This window comes from Lysobacter sp. TY2-98, from assembly GCF_003367355.1.
Classification (GTDB): Bacteria; Pseudomonadota; Gammaproteobacteria; order Xanthomonadales; family Xanthomonadaceae; genus Cognatilysobacter.
Window position 1 is genome coordinate 1,547,195 of the sequence record NZ_CP031413.1, and the last position, 15,201, is coordinate 1,562,395.

19 protein-coding genes are annotated in these 15,201 nt (G+C 68.2%); 12 read left to right on the top strand and 7 right to left on the bottom strand.

Features of this window, described 5'->3' with window-relative positions; translation table 11 throughout:
- Positions 1–178: 178 nt before the first annotated feature.
- Complete coding sequence (locus DWG18_RS07335; RefSeq protein WP_162823750.1) at positions 179–967, top strand: OmpA family protein; 789 nt, start codon at positions 179–181, stop codon at positions 965–967.
- Positions 968–1,039: 72 nt separating this feature from the next.
- Here the strand turns inward: DWG18_RS07335 and DWG18_RS07340 are convergent, their stop codons facing one another.
- The gene (locus tag DWG18_RS07340; protein ID WP_115646598.1) at positions 1,040–1,957 is read right to left on the bottom strand and encodes a M14 family metallocarboxypeptidase; all 918 of its coding nucleotides are present in this window, start codon (positions 1,955–1,957) and stop codon (positions 1,040–1,042) included.
- Positions 1,958–2,051: 94 nt separating this feature from the next.
- On the opposite strand from DWG18_RS07340, the gene DWG18_RS07345 reads away from it, so the two are divergent.
- The 6 genes from DWG18_RS07345 to DWG18_RS07370 all read left to right on the top strand — a co-directional run bounded on the left by DWG18_RS07345 (position 2,052) and on the right by DWG18_RS07370 (position 6,798).
- On the top strand, positions 2,052–2,981 hold the full coding sequence (locus DWG18_RS07345; protein WP_205289417.1) for a transporter: 930 nt from the start codon (positions 2,052–2,054) through the stop codon (positions 2,979–2,981).
- Between the two features lie 47 nt (positions 2,982–3,028).
- Positions 3,029–3,829, top strand: coding sequence for a hypothetical protein (locus tag DWG18_RS07350; RefSeq protein ID WP_115646599.1), 801 nt, complete (start codon positions 3,029–3,031; stop codon positions 3,827–3,829).
- Positions 3,830–4,330: 501 nt separating this feature from the next.
- The gene (locus DWG18_RS07355) at positions 4,331–4,675 is read left to right on the top strand and encodes a DUF2185 domain-containing protein (RefSeq protein WP_162823751.1); all 345 of its coding nucleotides are present in this window, start codon (positions 4,331–4,333) and stop codon (positions 4,673–4,675) included.
- A 58-nt stretch (positions 4,676–4,733) separates the two neighbouring features.
- Positions 4,734–5,576 carry an MnmC family methyltransferase gene (locus tag DWG18_RS07360; RefSeq protein WP_115646601.1) on the top strand — a complete coding sequence of 281 codons (843 nt, stop codon included), beginning with the start codon at positions 4,734–4,736 and terminating at the stop codon, positions 5,574–5,576.
- A gap of 87 nt (positions 5,577–5,663) precedes the next feature.
- The gene (locus DWG18_RS07365) at positions 5,664–6,149 is read left to right on the top strand and encodes a sigma-70 family RNA polymerase sigma factor (RefSeq protein WP_240318617.1); all 486 of its coding nucleotides are present in this window, start codon (positions 5,664–5,666) and stop codon (positions 6,147–6,149) included.
- A gap of 10 nt (positions 6,150–6,159) precedes the next feature.
- Positions 6,160–6,798, top strand: coding sequence for a hypothetical protein (locus tag DWG18_RS07370; protein ID WP_115646603.1), 639 nt, complete (start codon positions 6,160–6,162; stop codon positions 6,796–6,798).
- A 15-nt stretch (positions 6,799–6,813) separates the two neighbouring features.
- Here the strand turns inward: DWG18_RS07370 and DWG18_RS07375 are convergent, their stop codons facing one another.
- Entirely contained in the window at positions 6,814–7,725 is a 912-nt protein-coding gene (locus DWG18_RS07375; protein ID WP_115646604.1) for a VOC family protein, read from the bottom strand.
- Between the two features lie 147 nt (positions 7,726–7,872).
- Between DWG18_RS07375 and DWG18_RS07380 the strand changes: the two genes are divergently transcribed.
- The 5 genes from DWG18_RS07380 to DWG18_RS07400 all read left to right on the top strand — a co-directional run bounded on the left by DWG18_RS07380 (position 7,873) and on the right by DWG18_RS07400 (position 12,309).
- Positions 7,873–8,976, top strand: a complete 1,104-nt coding sequence (locus tag DWG18_RS07380) for an NAD(P)/FAD-dependent oxidoreductase (RefSeq protein WP_115646605.1) — start codon at positions 7,873–7,875, stop codon at positions 8,974–8,976.
- A 196-nt stretch (positions 8,977–9,172) separates the two neighbouring features.
- Positions 9,173–9,979 carry a sensor domain-containing diguanylate cyclase gene (locus tag DWG18_RS07385; protein ID WP_255417421.1) on the top strand — a complete coding sequence of 269 codons (807 nt, stop codon included), beginning with the start codon at positions 9,173–9,175 and terminating at the stop codon, positions 9,977–9,979.
- 145 nt (positions 9,980–10,124) lie between these two features.
- Positions 10,125–10,559, top strand: coding sequence for a DUF2231 domain-containing protein (locus tag DWG18_RS07390; RefSeq protein ID WP_115646606.1), 435 nt, complete (start codon positions 10,125–10,127; stop codon positions 10,557–10,559).
- Complete coding sequence (locus tag DWG18_RS07395; RefSeq protein WP_240318619.1) at positions 10,556–11,863, top strand: sorbosone dehydrogenase family protein; 1,308 nt, start codon at positions 10,556–10,558, stop codon at positions 11,861–11,863. Before DWG18_RS07390 ends, DWG18_RS07395 begins: the two co-directional genes overlap by 4 nt.
- A gap of 98 nt (positions 11,864–11,961) precedes the next feature.
- Positions 11,962–12,309, top strand: coding sequence for a hypothetical protein (locus tag DWG18_RS07400; RefSeq protein WP_115646608.1), 348 nt, complete (start codon positions 11,962–11,964; stop codon positions 12,307–12,309).
- 48 nt (positions 12,310–12,357) lie between these two features.
- Here the strand turns inward: DWG18_RS07400 and DWG18_RS07405 are convergent, their stop codons facing one another.
- From DWG18_RS07405 to DWG18_RS07425, 5 genes are all read right to left on the bottom strand, one after another.
- Complete coding sequence (locus tag DWG18_RS07405; RefSeq protein ID WP_115646609.1) at positions 12,358–12,840, bottom strand: DUF1801 domain-containing protein; 483 nt, start codon at positions 12,838–12,840, stop codon at positions 12,358–12,360.
- Positions 12,841–12,858: 18 nt separating this feature from the next.
- On the bottom strand, positions 12,859–13,275 hold the full coding sequence (locus tag DWG18_RS07410) for a VOC family protein (protein ID WP_115646610.1): 417 nt from the start codon (positions 13,273–13,275) through the stop codon (positions 12,859–12,861).
- Positions 13,272–13,700, bottom strand: coding sequence for a helix-turn-helix transcriptional regulator (locus DWG18_RS07415; RefSeq protein WP_205289434.1), 429 nt, complete (start codon positions 13,698–13,700; stop codon positions 13,272–13,274). Before DWG18_RS07415 ends, DWG18_RS07410 begins: the two co-directional genes overlap by 4 nt.
- A 104-nt stretch (positions 13,701–13,804) precedes the next feature.
- On the bottom strand, positions 13,805–14,179 hold the full coding sequence (locus DWG18_RS07420) for a GFA family protein (protein ID WP_115646612.1): 375 nt from the start codon (positions 14,177–14,179) through the stop codon (positions 13,805–13,807).
- Positions 14,176–14,961 (bottom strand): PhzF family phenazine biosynthesis protein, encoded by a 786-nt coding sequence (locus DWG18_RS07425; RefSeq protein ID WP_115648090.1) that lies wholly within the window; start codon positions 14,959–14,961, stop codon positions 14,176–14,178. The genes DWG18_RS07420 and DWG18_RS07425 overlap by 4 nt, the downstream gene beginning before the upstream one ends.
- Between the last annotated feature and the right edge of the window lie 240 nt (positions 14,962–15,201).

Genomic DNA, 15,201 nt, shown 5'->3' on the forward strand with positions numbered 1-15,201 from the left:
GTGTCAATGGCGGGTATTTCGGGGTTGCGCGAGGCTCCCGGCTGCGTCCCCGTCCGGCGTTCCGGGCCCGGCGCAGCGTCCCGGCATGCACGTCGGCGACGCAGTTCCGGTCGCGGCGCTCGCCTCCCGGCGACGTCGCGTGGACACATCTCCCCGAATCCGCCAGAAGGTCACCGCCATGACAACCGCAAAGCACTCGAAGCAGAAGACGATGTGGGTCGCCGCCCTCGTGGGCCTGCTGGCCACAGCGTCGGTGTATGCCGCCGACGGCGACAAGACGACCGTCAAGGGCATGATCACCGCCGTCAACGGCAACGTGATCACCGTTCGCGACATGGACAAGGTCGATCACACCATCACCCTCACGCCTGAAACGACCTACAAGCAGAAGAAGGGCCTGACCGGCGTCGTCTACGAAAAGGTGAAGGCGACGCGCCTGATGCCGGGCCTGCCGATCACGGCCGACCTGGTGGCTGCCGGCGGAAACCAGAACGCCACCGGCATCTCGTTCACGTCGGAAGACCTCAAGACGGCACAGCAGGTGCGCGCGGGCACCGGCAAGAGCATGGAAGCGATGAACAACCGGATGAACGACTTCGGCACGTACGAAGCGCTCGCCACCATCGACGTCCTGTTCGATTCGGGCAGCACCAAGCTGTCGCCGAAGGCGCAGTCCGACCTGCTGGCGTTCGCCGCGAAGGCGAAGGACACAAAGGGCTACCAGGTCGTGATGCAGGGCTTCACCGATTCGACCGGCAATGCGGCGCAGAACCAGCGCCTGAGCACCGCGCGCGGCCATGCGGTCGCGAACTTCCTGCAGCAGAAGGGCGGGCTGATGCCCGGCCGCGTACGCGCGCCGGACGGCATGGGCATCGCGACGGACGCGGGTGCGGGCAGCAACGCGGGTGCGCGCAAGGTCGTCGTCAAGCTCGTCGTCGACAAGGGCGTGCAGGGCGGCGACAAGTAACGCCACGCGCCGATGGACGTCGTCGGAAAGCCCCGCTCTGGTGGGGCTTTCCGCGTTCGGAGATCCGTACGCTCAGCGATGCGCGAGTGCGTAATCCAGCGCGGCGCGCACCGCGGCGACCTGCGCCTCGTTGCACTGTGCGGGCGTCGCACGCGGACTGTCGGGATAGACCTCGGTGGTGGTGACGTACGGCGCATCGGTGATGCCCGCACACAGCCCGAGCTGCTTCAACGGATAGTTGATGACGCCATGACCCACGACCGGCGAGCCGATGATCAGGCCGTCCGCATCGGCGGGCGCGATGTGCGTCACCTTCGCGACGGCCTCGATGATCGCGTTCTGGAAATCCGGTTGCGGGTTGGCCGTGTCGCCGACGACGTAGAAGCCGTCCGGCACGCCGTCGGGCTCGAACGGCTTGCCGTCGCGCGCGGCCAGCGCCGGGCGGAATTCGCTTTCGTCACTGTCGGTGGTCTCGTGCAGGTCGACATGCACCAGCACGCGATCGCGCAGCGGCGCGACCAGGCGCATCAGCGCCGCGGATTCGCCGGTCTGTCCGCCGTCGCGAAACGAACGGTTCGGGTCGACCGCATCCAGATTCCAGCGGTGGATGCGCTCATAGCCCCACGGGCTGACGCAGGGCGCGACCAGCACGTTGAAGCGTCCCGCGTAGTCCTCGCCATGCCGTTCCAGGAACAACAGCGCGCCGTGCACGCCACTCGTCTCGTAGCCGTGCACGCCACCGGTGACGAGCGCGACCGGCAGATCGTCGCGCCATCCGCGGCTGCGGATCGCGAGCAACGGGAACACTTCGCCCGCGTAGTCGAGCTCCCCGTAGGTCTCGACATCGAAGCGCGCGCGCAGGCCATCGATCACCCCCACCACGTCGTCCGCATAGCTGCGCTGGCGGCTCTGACGTGCGCGCCATGCCGCGAGTTCCGCCTCACCCCAGGGCTGGCCGGGCGTACCGATGGGATACGGCGTGGTGCTCATGTCGATGGAACTCCGATCGAACGGTGGACGCCGTCGACTCTAGCATCGCGTCCGGGCACCGGCCGCGTGCGCACGCACGGATCGCGATGACGCGATGGAAACACTGCGTGCCCTGCGATCGATCGGCTGCGTCGCGATGTTCGCACTCGCCGCGTTTTTCGCGCACACCGCCCGGGCGCAGGACATCGAACCGCGCGCGTATTCCAACGCGCCGGTCGGCGTGAACTTCGTCATCGTCGGCAACGTGCTGGCGCGCGGCGGCATGTCGTTCGACCCGTCCGTTCCGCTGGACGATGCGCACATCGAAACCAACAGCATCGTGCTGGCGTACGCGCGCGCGCTCGACCTATGGGGCCGCTCCGGAAAGTTCGATGCGATCGTCCCCTATTCGCGCATCGACGGCACCGCCTTGTTCGCGGGCCAGCCGGTGTCGCGCGACATCCACGGCTTCGCGCGTCCGGCATTTCGCGTGTCGATGAACCTGTACGGCGCGCCGGCGCTGCAGGCGCGCGAGTTCCGCGGCTGGAAGCAGGACCTGATCGTCGGGATGAGCCTGCAGGTCGCGCCTCCACTCGGACAGTACGACGCGACGCGGCTGGTGAACGTCAGCAGTCACAGGTGGTCGGTGAAGCCCGAGATCGGCGTATCGAAGGCGGTCGGCCGATGGACGATCGAGGTGCAGGCGGCCGCGACGCTCTACGGCGACAACGGCCACTTCTTCGGCAACACCACACGCTCGCAAGATCCGATCTACGCACTGCAAGGCCACCTGATCTACGGCTTCGTTTCCGGAAAATGGGTGTCGTTCGACGCCACCTGGTTCACCGGCGGCCGCACCCGGATCGACGGCGCGCTCAACAACGACCTGCAGCGCAATACGCGCGTCGGCATCGTGTTCGCGCTGCCGGTGAATCCGCGCAATTCGGTGAAGCTAACGGCGAGCAGCGGCGTGGTCACGCGCACCGGCAGCGATTTCGATGCGGTGGGAATCGCCTGGCAGTACCGCTGGGGCGGCGGTCTGTGAGCCGACGGCCTACCATGACGGCTTCGAACCGCCATTCCCCGTCGTCGATGCATCGCCGCACCGCCCTCGTCCTTGCGCTCGCCCTGCTCGCCTCCGCCTGCGGGCGGGATGCCGCGCCGGACGGGACCGCGCACGCAGCGCATGCCGTGACGCCGTCCCGCGCGAACGTCGCGAAACTGACCGATGGCCAGCGCCTCGCGCGAATCCTCGATGTCGACAACATCGGGCGTCGCCTCGACATCTTCGAGCGCATCGCCGGCGAACCCGACGACGCGACCGCGACGACGTCCACCTACACCGTCGCGGGCTGCACCATCGACGTGGAGACGGCCGATCGCGCGATCGTGTGGATCAACGTCGAACTCACGGGCAGCGCCTGCACGGTGGACCTGACGCCGGTGCTACGCCACCGGCGCGTGGTGCGTCCCGGCGAACCCCTCACGTACGGCGAGCTGGAGCGGCTCGTCGGCGATCGCGCGGAGTACAAGGTGCTGTGCCTCGGGTCCACCTGCGGCGACAACGGCCAGCCCGATTTCGAAGCCGTGTTTCCGGGCGGCGCCAGCTCCAACTACATCGCCGTAGCCGGTGCATCCGACCCGCTGAGCGCCGGCGCACAGCGACAGGTCAAGGAATGGGTACACGCGCTCACCGCGGCGAATGGCGACTTCCGCGTATTGACCGAGCTGCGCTGCACGCGCGCTTACGACCCGCTCGCGCGCAAGGCGCTGGCGAGCGCGGTGGTGCAGAAGATCGGTTTCGGCGAGAACGAGGACGCCGACTGCGATCCGGACGACGAGGAAGAGGATGTCGATCCGTCCGTCGAAAGCGCGGGCGTGATCCGCACCTGATCGAGCGCGCATCGCGTCGGTGCCAACTCGAAGTTCGATGCCGCTCGACGAGCACATCCGGTGAAGCCGGGGACGCTGGTCAGGCGATCGGACTACGCGGCGGAAGCTGACGTCAGCGGGAACGCTCCGCCGATGGAAGCCGACGGCTAGGCGTCTACGTCGCGCTCGACGGTTATGAGTCGGGGGCTGTGCCATGGCGGCGCCCAAACGCGTGGGCCGACCGTCGTCATTGACGCCGCGGAGCGCGATCTCCGTAGTCCTCCGACCATCGCATCCGGGCTCCGCGCCCAGCAGATCACCTCGCCTCCCCCGGCAATTCGACCGCCAAGTGACGTTCGCCGGCCGTAAGCAGCCGTTCGTCGCCCGCAGTTGCCCTTTGGTGCAAGACCGCACGCCGCCACGGCCGTTTGCGCCAGACTGCTTCGGGGCGACGCGTAGCGGCAACCTGCCGGCAACGCGGACGCGGCAGGCTGTGGACACCATGGAATCGGGGGACGGGCTGTGCTTCTGCCGGAAGGGCGACTTCTTCCGCATGTCACCGACCTCGGCGGCTGCATCGCCAGCCACCGGGTGACGCTCGACCGCGCACCGATCCGCTGGATGTACCGCTCCCACCCCGTCTGGCCCGGCGATTCCGGCTGGCGGTTCTTCGCCGGCGACGAGGACGACGACGCGATGGTCGACCCCGATCGCTTCGGCATCTACGCGATCGACGCCATCGCCGCGCTCGATCCGACCATCGTGCCGTGGCTGTTCCAGCCGATCGGCGCCACGCTCGAACGCAACGACGTCGCCGAAGGATTTGTCGAAGCCGTGGCCTGGCGATCGGCGCACCCGCGCCGGTAATCGCGATCGACGTCCGCGTTGCCGGTATCGTGTCGCTCCCTCGCGCCACGACCCGACCGTGCCCCACTACACCGGCCCGCTTCTCACTCGCCCCGATGCCGATGCGCTGCTGCGCGCACGCGTTTCGGGCGCCACGGAATGGACGGGCTCGCTGGATCTCGGCCGCTCGACCGGCACTGCGGTGCTCGGTGCGAACGAATGGCGATGGCGTGACATCGCCTATCCGTATCCGGACCGCGTGAAGGACCGCACGATCTACCACTGGGACGGCGACGAATTCGCGCCCGTATCGCGCTACGCGGACTCGCTGATCAAGCTGGTTCCCACCGACTGGGGCGTGCCGACGTTCGAGATCGACGGCATCAAGATGCTGCCGACGTCGAAGGCCTCGCCGCTCGACGACGCGCGCCGCAAGGTTACGCTGGTCGAACCGCGCGGCAAGGTCGTGCTCGATACGTGTGGCGGACTGGGCTACTTCGCCGCGTGCTGTCTGGACGCCGGCGTCGCGCGGATCCGCTCGTTCGAGAAGAACGAGGATGTGCTGTGGCTGCGCACGCTCAATCCTTGGTCGCCCGATCCGGACTCGCCCGAAGCGGGCGGCCGACTCGAACTCACGCACGGCGACGTGTCGAAGGCGATCGTCGACATTGCCGATGCATCCGTCGACGCCCTGCTGCACGACCCGCCGCGCTTCGGCATCGCCGGCGAACTGTATTCCCAGGCGTTCTATGACCAGCTCGCCCGCGTCGTCCGTCGCGGCGGCCGCCTGTTCCACTACACCGGCACGCCCAACGCGCTGACCAGCGGCCGCGACGTGCCGAAGGAAGTCGCCAAACGCCTGCAGACGGCCGGTTTCCGTGCCGAGCCGGCACTCGACGGCGTGCTGGCGGTCCGCCGCTGATCCAGCCCGTGTGACAAATCCTTCCCGTCGAGCGAATCACATGGACATCGCAGACGCACGGGAACGGAGATGGACGGAGGAATTGCGGTGACGCGGGCCGACGCCGGCGAGGAATTCGCCGCGTTGCTGCACGCGCACCGGAACATCGTGTTCAAGGTCGCCGCCGCGCATGCCTGGCAAGCGGACGACCGCGCGGATCTCGCGCAGGAGATCGCCGCGCAACTGTGGAGCGCATGGCCGCAGTACGACCCATCGCGACCCTTCACCACGTGGATGTACCGCGTCGCGCTCAACACGGCGATGAGCCATGCGCGTCGCCGCCACCTTGAACGTCGTCACTTCGAACCGCTCGACGACAGCGACGTCCGCGCACCGTGCGACGACGATGACGCGTTGCTGCTCGCACAAGTCATGGCCGGGCTCGATGCGCCATCGCGCGCACTGCTTCTGCTGCATCTCGAAGCGCGCAGCAGCGAGGAGATCGCCGAGATCCTCGGCCTCAGCGTCACCGCCGTCACCACCCGACTCAACCGCCTGCGGCAGCGCCTGCGCGACCGCTACGCCACGCCCTGAGGACACCGACATGACCACCGAATTCGATCGCCTGCAGGCTGCCTGGTCCGCGCTCGAGCAACGTGTCGACGCGCAGGACGCGCGGCTTCTGCAGGTCGAACGCGCCAGCCGGCTCGACGGCCTGCGCCGTCGCCTGCGTCCCGCCGTGACCGGGCAATGGCTGCAACTGGCGCTCGGCGTCGGCCTCGCGCTGCTCGGCGGCGCGGTATGGCCCGATGGACGCGGCCCGCTGGTGACCGCGTCCGCCATCGTCATCCAGCTTTACGGCATCGCCTGCATCGCATGGGGCGTCGTCGCACTCGTCGGACTCGCGCGCCTCGACTACACGGCGCCGGTCATCGCGTTGCAGGCACAGCTGCTGCGCCTGCAGCGGGTGCACCTCATCGGCAACATCGGACTCGGCCTGGTGTGGTGGATACTGTGGATCCCGTTCGCGATCACCGTGTTCGGCGCGGTCGGCGGTCGCTATCCCGGCGGCGTCGGCAGCGTGTTCATGACGATGGTCGGGGTCTGCATCGCCGGCTTCCTGATCAGCCTCGCGGGCATCGCCCTCGGCTGGCGGCACCCGCGAGTCCGGCGTGTTCTGCAGCGAACGTTCGTGGGCGAACGCTTGCATGAGATGGGCGAGGAACTCGCGGCGATGCACTGAGCAACGCCGCCACGCTCATCCTTTCGCCGCCGCCTCCAGCGTCGCGATGTCGATCTTCTTCATCGGCATGAAGGCGCGGACGACGCGGTCGATGACGCCCTGGTCACCGGATGTCATCAGGTCCTGCATCCGCGTCGAGCTGATCTGCCACGACAGGCCGAAGCGGTCCTTGCACCAGCCGCACTGCTCGGCCTGTGGCACGGCCGACAGGGCGAGCCAGTGACGATCGAGTTCGGCCTGGTCGCGACATTGAACGAGGAACGAGACGGCCTCGTTGAACTGGAAGCCGTGTGGATGCGCGCTGTCCATCGCCGCGAACCAGGTGGGGCCGACGCGGAAGTCCGAATACATGGTCGTGCCCTCGCGATCGGGCGCCATGCCGGCCGGATACGGCACGCGTCGACCATCGCGCGAGCCTTCGAACACGCTGCGATAGAACGCGCTGGCCTCCTTCGCGCGCCCGACGACGTCGCCGGTGAACAGGAGCGCGGGCACGATGGCCGGTCGCGCTTCGCCTTGAGGGTTCGACAGGATCAGCTGCCACGACAGGCCGTAGCGGTCCTCCACCCAGCCGTAGTGCGGACTGAAGGGATAGGCGTCGAGCGGCATCAGCGCCTTGCCGCCGTCGATGAGCTTCGACCACGCCGCATCGAGATGCTCACGCGCCTGCGGATCCTGCGACGGATCGAAATTGACGATGAACGACACGCTCGGATTGAACGTGAACAGCGGGCCCGCGCTGATCGCCATGAACGGCTGGCCGGCCAGCGTGAACGAGACGAGGTCGCAGTCGCCCGACGGCGTGTCGTGCAGCGTCGTGACGTGGTCGATGCGCGAGTTGGGAAAGACGGAGCAGTAGAACGACGCGGCTTCGCGGGCCTGCGTGTCGAACCACAGGTGCGGCGTGATGGGCGGGACGGTCGACATGCGGGCGGTCCGTCGTAGGGGTCGGCGAGGCATATCACAGGCCGGGTTCGCCCGCCGTGTGGCGACTTCAAGCTCGCTTCACACGGCGCCCATCGTGACCTTGCACCGGAGCGGCACGTTGAACGCACCGCCGCTCGCCGTGAACGCATGTCCCGATCCACCGACTTCGATTTCGATGCCGACGTCGTCATCGTCGGCGCGAGCTTCGCCGGCGCCGCCTGCGCGCTCGCGGCCGCGCAGCGCGGACTGCGCGTGGTCGTACTCGAACGCAAGCGCGACCCCGGCGAGAAGCTGCACACCACCGGCATCATCGTGAAGGAAGCCGCCGAGCAGACGCTGCTCAACCGCGTGCCGGCACCGATGACGCGACGCATCGAACAGGTGCGCCTGTACGCACCGAATCTCAGTCAGATCGCACTCGCCGCGCCCGGCTACTACTTCCTCACCACGGACACGCCGTCGGTGATGCGCTGGCTGGCCGACGAAATGCGCGTGCACGGCGCTGACTTGCGACTCGGTTGCGCCTTCACCGATGCCCGCGCGATCGATGGGGGTTGGGAGGTCGAAGGCGTCGGTCGCGCGCGCTATCTCGTCGGCGCCGATGGCGCGCGTTCGCGCGTCGCTCGCCGCTGCGGGCTCGGCGAAGTGCGGCAATTCCTGTACGGCGTCGAATACGAATTTCCCGGGGCGAAGCTGGCGCAGCCGAACGCGCTTCACTGCTTCATCAGCAAGCGTTACGCGCCGGGCTACATCGGCTGGATCGCGCAGAGCCCGATGGGCATCCAGACGGGGCTGGCGCTGCGCCACGATGCCGCCAATGCGCGCGTACCCGACATCGAAGGTTTCCTGCTGCGCGTCGGCGCTGCGGGCGGTCTGCCGCGACACCTCAAGCCGGGCGCGACCCGCGCCGGACTGATTCCGTGCAGCGGTCCGGTCATGGACATGGCGCGCGATCGCGCCATCCTGATCGGCGATGCGGCGGGCATCGTCTCGCCGGTCACCGCGGGCGGCATCCATTCCGCGTGGGAACACGGCTGGGCCGTGGGCCGCGCGATCGCCGCGCACCTGCGGGATGGCGGACCCGAAGCGGAGTCCATCGCCGTCGAGGCCGCACCGCGCTTTCGCACCAAGCGCGCCCTGCGCTGGGCCTACGATCGCCTGCAGTTCGACTGGCCGTTCGATCTGCTGCTGCACTCGCCGCCGCTGCGCTGGGCAGCCGAGCAGGTCTATTTCCACAAGCGTCGCGGCTGAGCTGCAGCACATCGTTGCCCGGTCGATACTGGAGACAGGCGTACGCATCGTCCGGCTGTCGCATACTGGGCCGAACGGCGCAGGACGCGACCGCCCGCTCCGGAAGAAGGTCCTGACCGCCACCCTGCCGCCGCTCGCCGAAATCCTCGACCTCTTGCCCGACGCGGTCTGCGTCGTCGATGCCGAAGGTCGATAAATCGATGTAAGCGCGGCGTACGAGCGCATCTTCGGCTACACCTGCGCAGAAGTGCTGGGGCGGCGGATGATCGATCTCGTGCATCCCGACGATCGCGAAGCCACGCTCGCCGCGGCGCAGCGCGTCATGGGCGGCACGATGCAGCGGCATTTCCGCAACCGCTACGTGCGCAAGGACGGACGCAGCGTCGACGTGCAGTGGTCCGCCCGCTGGCTGCCGGACTACGGTGTCCGCGTGGCGATCGGTCGCGAGGTCACCGACCTGCGCCGCGCGGAAGTCGAGCTCGAACATCTCGCGCGCCACGATCCGCTCACCGGGCTGCCCAACCGCTACCACCTGCAACGCGAGCTGCGCCTGGCGCTCGAGCGCGCGGCCGAAACCGGGACCGGACTGGCGGTGCTCTACATCGACCTCGACGGCTTCAAGGCGGCGAACGATCGCGCCGGACACGCGGCGGGCGACCTCGTGCTGCGGGACGTCGCGCAACGCCTGCAACAGGCGTTGCGACAGGGCGACCTGCTGGCGCGTGTCGGCGGTGACGAATTCGTCGCGATGCTGCCGGGCTGTCGCGATTCGGTCGCCGCAGGGCTCGTCGCCGACACCTTGCGTGCGCGCCTGCAGACGCCGTTCGAATTGACCGAGGGCCAGATCGATCTTGATGCCAGCATCGGCATCGCCTGCTTCCCCGGCAACGGCGCCACCGTCGAGGCGCTGCTCGCGTCCGCCGACAGCGCGATGTATGCGATCAAGCGCACACGGCCGCACCATGCGGCGGAATATCGAAGCGGCGTCCCGCTGCCGGGCTGATTGCACTCACACCGCGTGGACACCGCTGTCGCCGTGCACTGACATGCTCTGGACACTGCGCTGGCTAGTTTCGAAGCGACCGGTCGCCGACGTAGTCATTGCGTCCACACGCACCGGATGACTTCCGCGCCCCGAGGCCCCGTCCATGCGCCCTTCCCCGCTGTCCCGCTCGCCCGTCGCCGATGCGCTGTACGGGCTGCTCAATCCGATCCCGTTCGGCTGTTTCGTCGCCGCGCTGATCTTCGACGTCACCTACGCACGCAGCGCGCAGATCATGTGGACCAAGGCGGCGGCCTGGCTGATCGTGATCGGGCTGTTCGCCGCGATCGTTCCGCGGCTGGTGAACCTCGCGCAGGTGTGGTTCACCTCGCGCCGTAGCTTCTCCCGCGCGCATCGCGTCGACTTCTGGCTCAACCTCGTCGCGATCATTGCGGCGGTCGTGAATGCCTTCGTGCATAGCCGCGATGCCTACGCGGTCGTGCCGACCGGCGAATGGCTGTCCGCGCTCACGGTGGTGCTGATGGCGGTGGGTGCGATCGTCGTCGCCGTGCACCGCCCGGTGATGGAGGTGCTGCCGTGACCCGCGTCCGCAACGTTCTCGCGCTTGCGCTCACGTCGCTGCTGGCGACCGCGTGCAGCGAGCATGCGTCGCTCGACCCGTCGCAGCAGTCCGGCGCCAACCCGCCCCTGCCCGACGCGCGCAACTTCCTGCTTCCGCCCATGCAGGTGCCGAAAGGCGTCGGCTGGGCGAAGGGGCAGACGCCCCAGGTCGCGGCGGGCCTGCACATCGACAAGGTCGCGGGTGATCTCAAGCATCCGCGCCAGTTGCTCGAACTGTCGAACGGCGACGTGCTCGTCGTCGAATCCAATGGCCCGGGCACGGAGGCGACGACGACGCCCAAGCAGTGGATCGCCGGCAAGATCAAGGCGAGCTCCGGCAAGGGCGCGAAGGGCGGCGACCGCATCACGTTGTTGCGGCCGACCGCATCGGGCCCGTGGGAACAGCACGTGCTCGTCGAGCATCTGCACTCGCCATTCGGCGCGCAGGTGATCGGCGACGCGCTGTACGTCGCCAACACCGACGCGATCGTGCGCTTTCCGTTCCACGTCGGCGACACGCAGATCACCGCGCCGGGCACGTTCTTCACCGACCTGCCCGACACCATCAACCACCACTGGACGAAGGCGCTGCTCGCAAATGCGGATGGCTCGAAGCTGTACGTCGGCGTCGGTTCGAACAGCAACGTCGGCGAGAACGGGCTGGAGGTCGAGTACCGTCGCGCGGCGGTGCTCGAAGTCGATGTCGCTACCGCGAGCAGTCGCATCTATGCCTCGGGCATCCGCAATCCGACCGGGCTCGGCTGGAATCCGTGGACGCAGCAACTCTGGGCGATCGCGAACGAACGCGACGAAATCGGTGCGGACCTGGTGCCCGACTACCTGACGTCGGTGAAGCCCGGCGGGTTCTACGGGTGGCCCTACAGCTATTACGGCCAGCACGAGGACCGTCGGGTGGTGCCGCAGCGGCCGGACCTCGTGAAGAAGGCCATCCGTCCCGATTACGCGCTGGGTTCGCACGTTGCCGCGCTCGGCATGCTGTTCTCGCAGTCCAATGCATTGCCCGCGGCCTACCAGACCGGCGCCTTCGTGAGCGAGCACGGCAGCTGGGACCGTTCGCCACTGAGTGGCTACGCCGTGGTGTTCGTGCCGTTCAAGGACGGGCATCCGAATGGGCTCCCGCAAACGCTCGTGAGCGGCTTTTACTCAAAAGACGAGAAGCAGCTCTACGGCGCGCCCGTCGGCCTCGCACAGGACCGCGACGGCGCGTTGCTGGTTGCGGACGACGTCGGCAATGCCGTGTGGCGGGTGACAGCTTCACCTTGAGCGCGGCGTCGCGTCACTGCGTCCCCACGCCGCGGGTTCACCGCGCATCGACCGCGTGACGCGACGATGCGTGGAGCCACTATCGATCGAGGCCCACCATGCTGCAGACCGCTGCGATCCTGTTCCTCATCGCTGCCCTCGGCGGCCTCGTCATGGCAGGCATCCGCTTCGCCGCGAAGCGCAATCCGCCCGCATGGCTGGCAATGCTGCACGGCCTGCTCGCGGCGTCAGGCCTGACGCTGCTGGTCTATGCGGTCTGCACGGGCGCGGCGCCGCCGCTCGCAACGCTCGCCGTCGCGCTGTTCCTGTTCGCCGCCGCGGGCGGCGCGGTGATGAGCCTCGTCTACAAGTGGCACGACCGCCTGCTTCCCGCGTGGCTGGTCATGGCGCACGCGACGCTCGCGGTGCTCGGCTTCCTCTGCGTACTGGCCGCAGCGTTCGGCTGACGCAGGCGTCCGGCGGCTCCCGACCGGGCCGCCGGGCATTCACGTCGCTCAGCGCGTCGCCTTCGTGGCCTTCTTCGCGACAGCTTTCCTGACCGCAGCCTTCTTCGTCGCGGCACCCACCTTCTTCGCCGTTACCTTTTCGGAGTTGAGCACGATGGCCGCACGCACCAGCGCCTTCAGCGCCTTCTCGTCGAGCCGTTCATCCTTGCGGATATCGATCGCACGGCGCGTGTTGCCGTCGAGACTCGAATTGAAGAGCTTCGATGGATCGGGAAGCGATGCGCCCTTCGCAAAGGTCAGCTTGACGACGTCCTTGTAGGTCTCGCCGGTGCAGACGATGCCGGCATGCGACCACACCGGCACCCCGCGCCACTTCCATTCTTCGACGATGTCGGGATCGACGTCGTGGATGAGGCCACGCACGCGCGCCAGCATCGCGCCGCGCCAGTCACCGAGTTCCTCGATGCGGGCATCGATCAGGCGTGACGCGGTGTCGCTCGCCGACGTTTCCGAAAACGTTTTCGCGTGCATGGCGGTTCTCTCCGGAAATCAGGCGTTGGTGCGGTGCGACTGGATCATCTTCCATCCGTTGCCGGACGGATCGCGGAAACCGGCGTCGATGGTGCCGTAGCGTTCGATCGGCTCCTGCGTGAACTCGACGCCTTGCGACCGCATGCGTTCGTGCGCGCCCTTGCAATCGTCGACGACCAGCACCAGCGGCGGCATCGCGCCCTTGGCGACGATCTCGCGCACGGTCTGCGCCGTGCTTTCGTCGAGCGTCGGCGGCTGCGGCGCGAACAGGCCGAGCTGGAACGACGGCTGCTCCGGATGCTGCACTGTCAGCCAGCGGTAGTCGCCGTTGCGGGCATCGGTGTGGACGCGGAAGCCGAGCTTCTCGACATAGAACTGCAGCGCTTCGTCCTGGTCGCGGACGTAGAGGCCGACGACGGCAACTCCCTGGCTCATTTCGATTCCTCGTGGTGGGTGGCGCCATTAGACGCCTGCGCTTCGCGGCGGCGCTTCTCCGAAACTGCGATGGTGAGGCCGGGCCGTTCCGCGGCGCTGAGATAGCAACCCGGGACGAACTCGCGTTGCTGAGGCATGGCCTGCTGGCGCTCACGCACCGCGGTGGGACTTTCACCGGTGATGTCGCGGAACGTGCGGCCGAAGGTGCCCAGGCTGCTCCAGCCCGTCTCCAGCGCGATATCGAGGATCGGACGATCGCTGTCGCGAAGCAGCGCCGTCGCGCGCTCGATGCGGCGGGTCAGCAGGTAGCGATGCGGCGGCAGGCCGAACGCGTCCTTGAACGATCGCGCGAAGTGCGCCTCGGACACGCCGCTCACCTTCGCCAGCCGCGTGATCGGCCAGGCCTCGTGCGACGCCGCGTCCATGCGGTCCTTCGCGCGAAGCAGTCGGCGCAACAGGCGCGGGTCAGGTGTCGAAGTGGCGGGCGCATTGCCGGGCGTTGCAGGGGCGTCCGTCGTGCACTTGCGTGTCATGCACATTCCTCGCGCGGACCCACCACGCTCATCGACGCCCCATCCGTCGCCCGCATCGGATACGCCGCGACGTCGAAATCGCGCAGGCAGCGCACGTTGACGCCGAAGTGGTCCGGTGCGGCGCGCTTGCGATGGAACACGTAGACGCCGCAGGCAGCGCAGAAGAAGTGGCGGGCGACGCGTGTGTTCCACTGATACAGAACGAGATGATCGCGACCGCGAAGCACGCGCAGCGCACGCTCGGGCACTTTCGTCATCAGCGCGCCGCGCATGGCGCAGAGCGTGCAGTCGCAGGTGGTCAGCTCATCGATCGGGCCGTCGATGGCGAACTCGATCGCGCCGCAATGACAGCTGCCGGTCCAGCCGGTCACAGTTCGATCTCGCCGCGCAGGTAGAACACGCAACGACCGGCGAGCTCGACGCGATCGCCGCGCAGCGTGCAGGTCATTTCGCCGCCACGTGTCGACGCCTGCCAGCAGCGTAGCGTGCTGCGACCGAGGCGCGGCGCCCAGTATGGCAACAGGCCGCAGTGCGCGCCGCCGGTGACCGGATCCTCGGGCACGCCCTTTCCCGGTGCGAAGTAGCGGCTGGTGATGTCGTAGGGCGCATCGCCGGCCGCGGTCACCACCACGCCACCGCGCGGGAGGCGCGCGATGGCCGCCATGTCGGGCTGCAGGCGACGCACGGTGTCGGCGTCGTCGAACACCGCGATGAAGTTGAAGCGATCATCGACGACTTCGCGTGGCGTGGCGCCGAGGGCTTCCGCAAGACCGGCCGGAGCGTCGATCACCCGCCCGGGCCGCGTCGGGAAATCCATGCGATAGGCATCGCCATCGCGCGTGACGGTCAAGGCGCCGCTCGCCGTGTCGAATGCGACCTCGCCACGCCCCGGTTCCAGCACCTCCATCACCACCGCGGCGGTCGCGAGCGTCGCGTGCCCGCACAACGGCACTTCAAGCACCGGCGTGAACCAGCGCAGGCGATAGCGACCGTCGGCGATGACCAGAAACGCGGTCTCGGCGAGGTTGTTCTCCGCGGCGATCGCGCGCAGCGTCGCGTCGTCGGCAAACTCCGGCATGACGACCACCGCCGCCGGGTTGCCCGTGAAGAGGCGCGAGGCGAACGCGTCGACCTGGAACAAGGGAAGGCGCATGGTGGGCGACGATATCGCGTCCGGCCGCCCGCCGCGCGTCCGGTATGGCGCGGCGGTCATCGATGCCGCGCGGATCGGAAACATTCAACGACGAGGCTCCAGCGATCGCCATCCGACGTCGCACGTGCGGCCGGTCCGCGCCGGGGGCACGCGCATCGGCGATCGGATGCGGCACACGCGCCGTCGACAACGACAACGACTTCATGCCGACGGCGACCGATGCGCGCACCCGACCGGCGC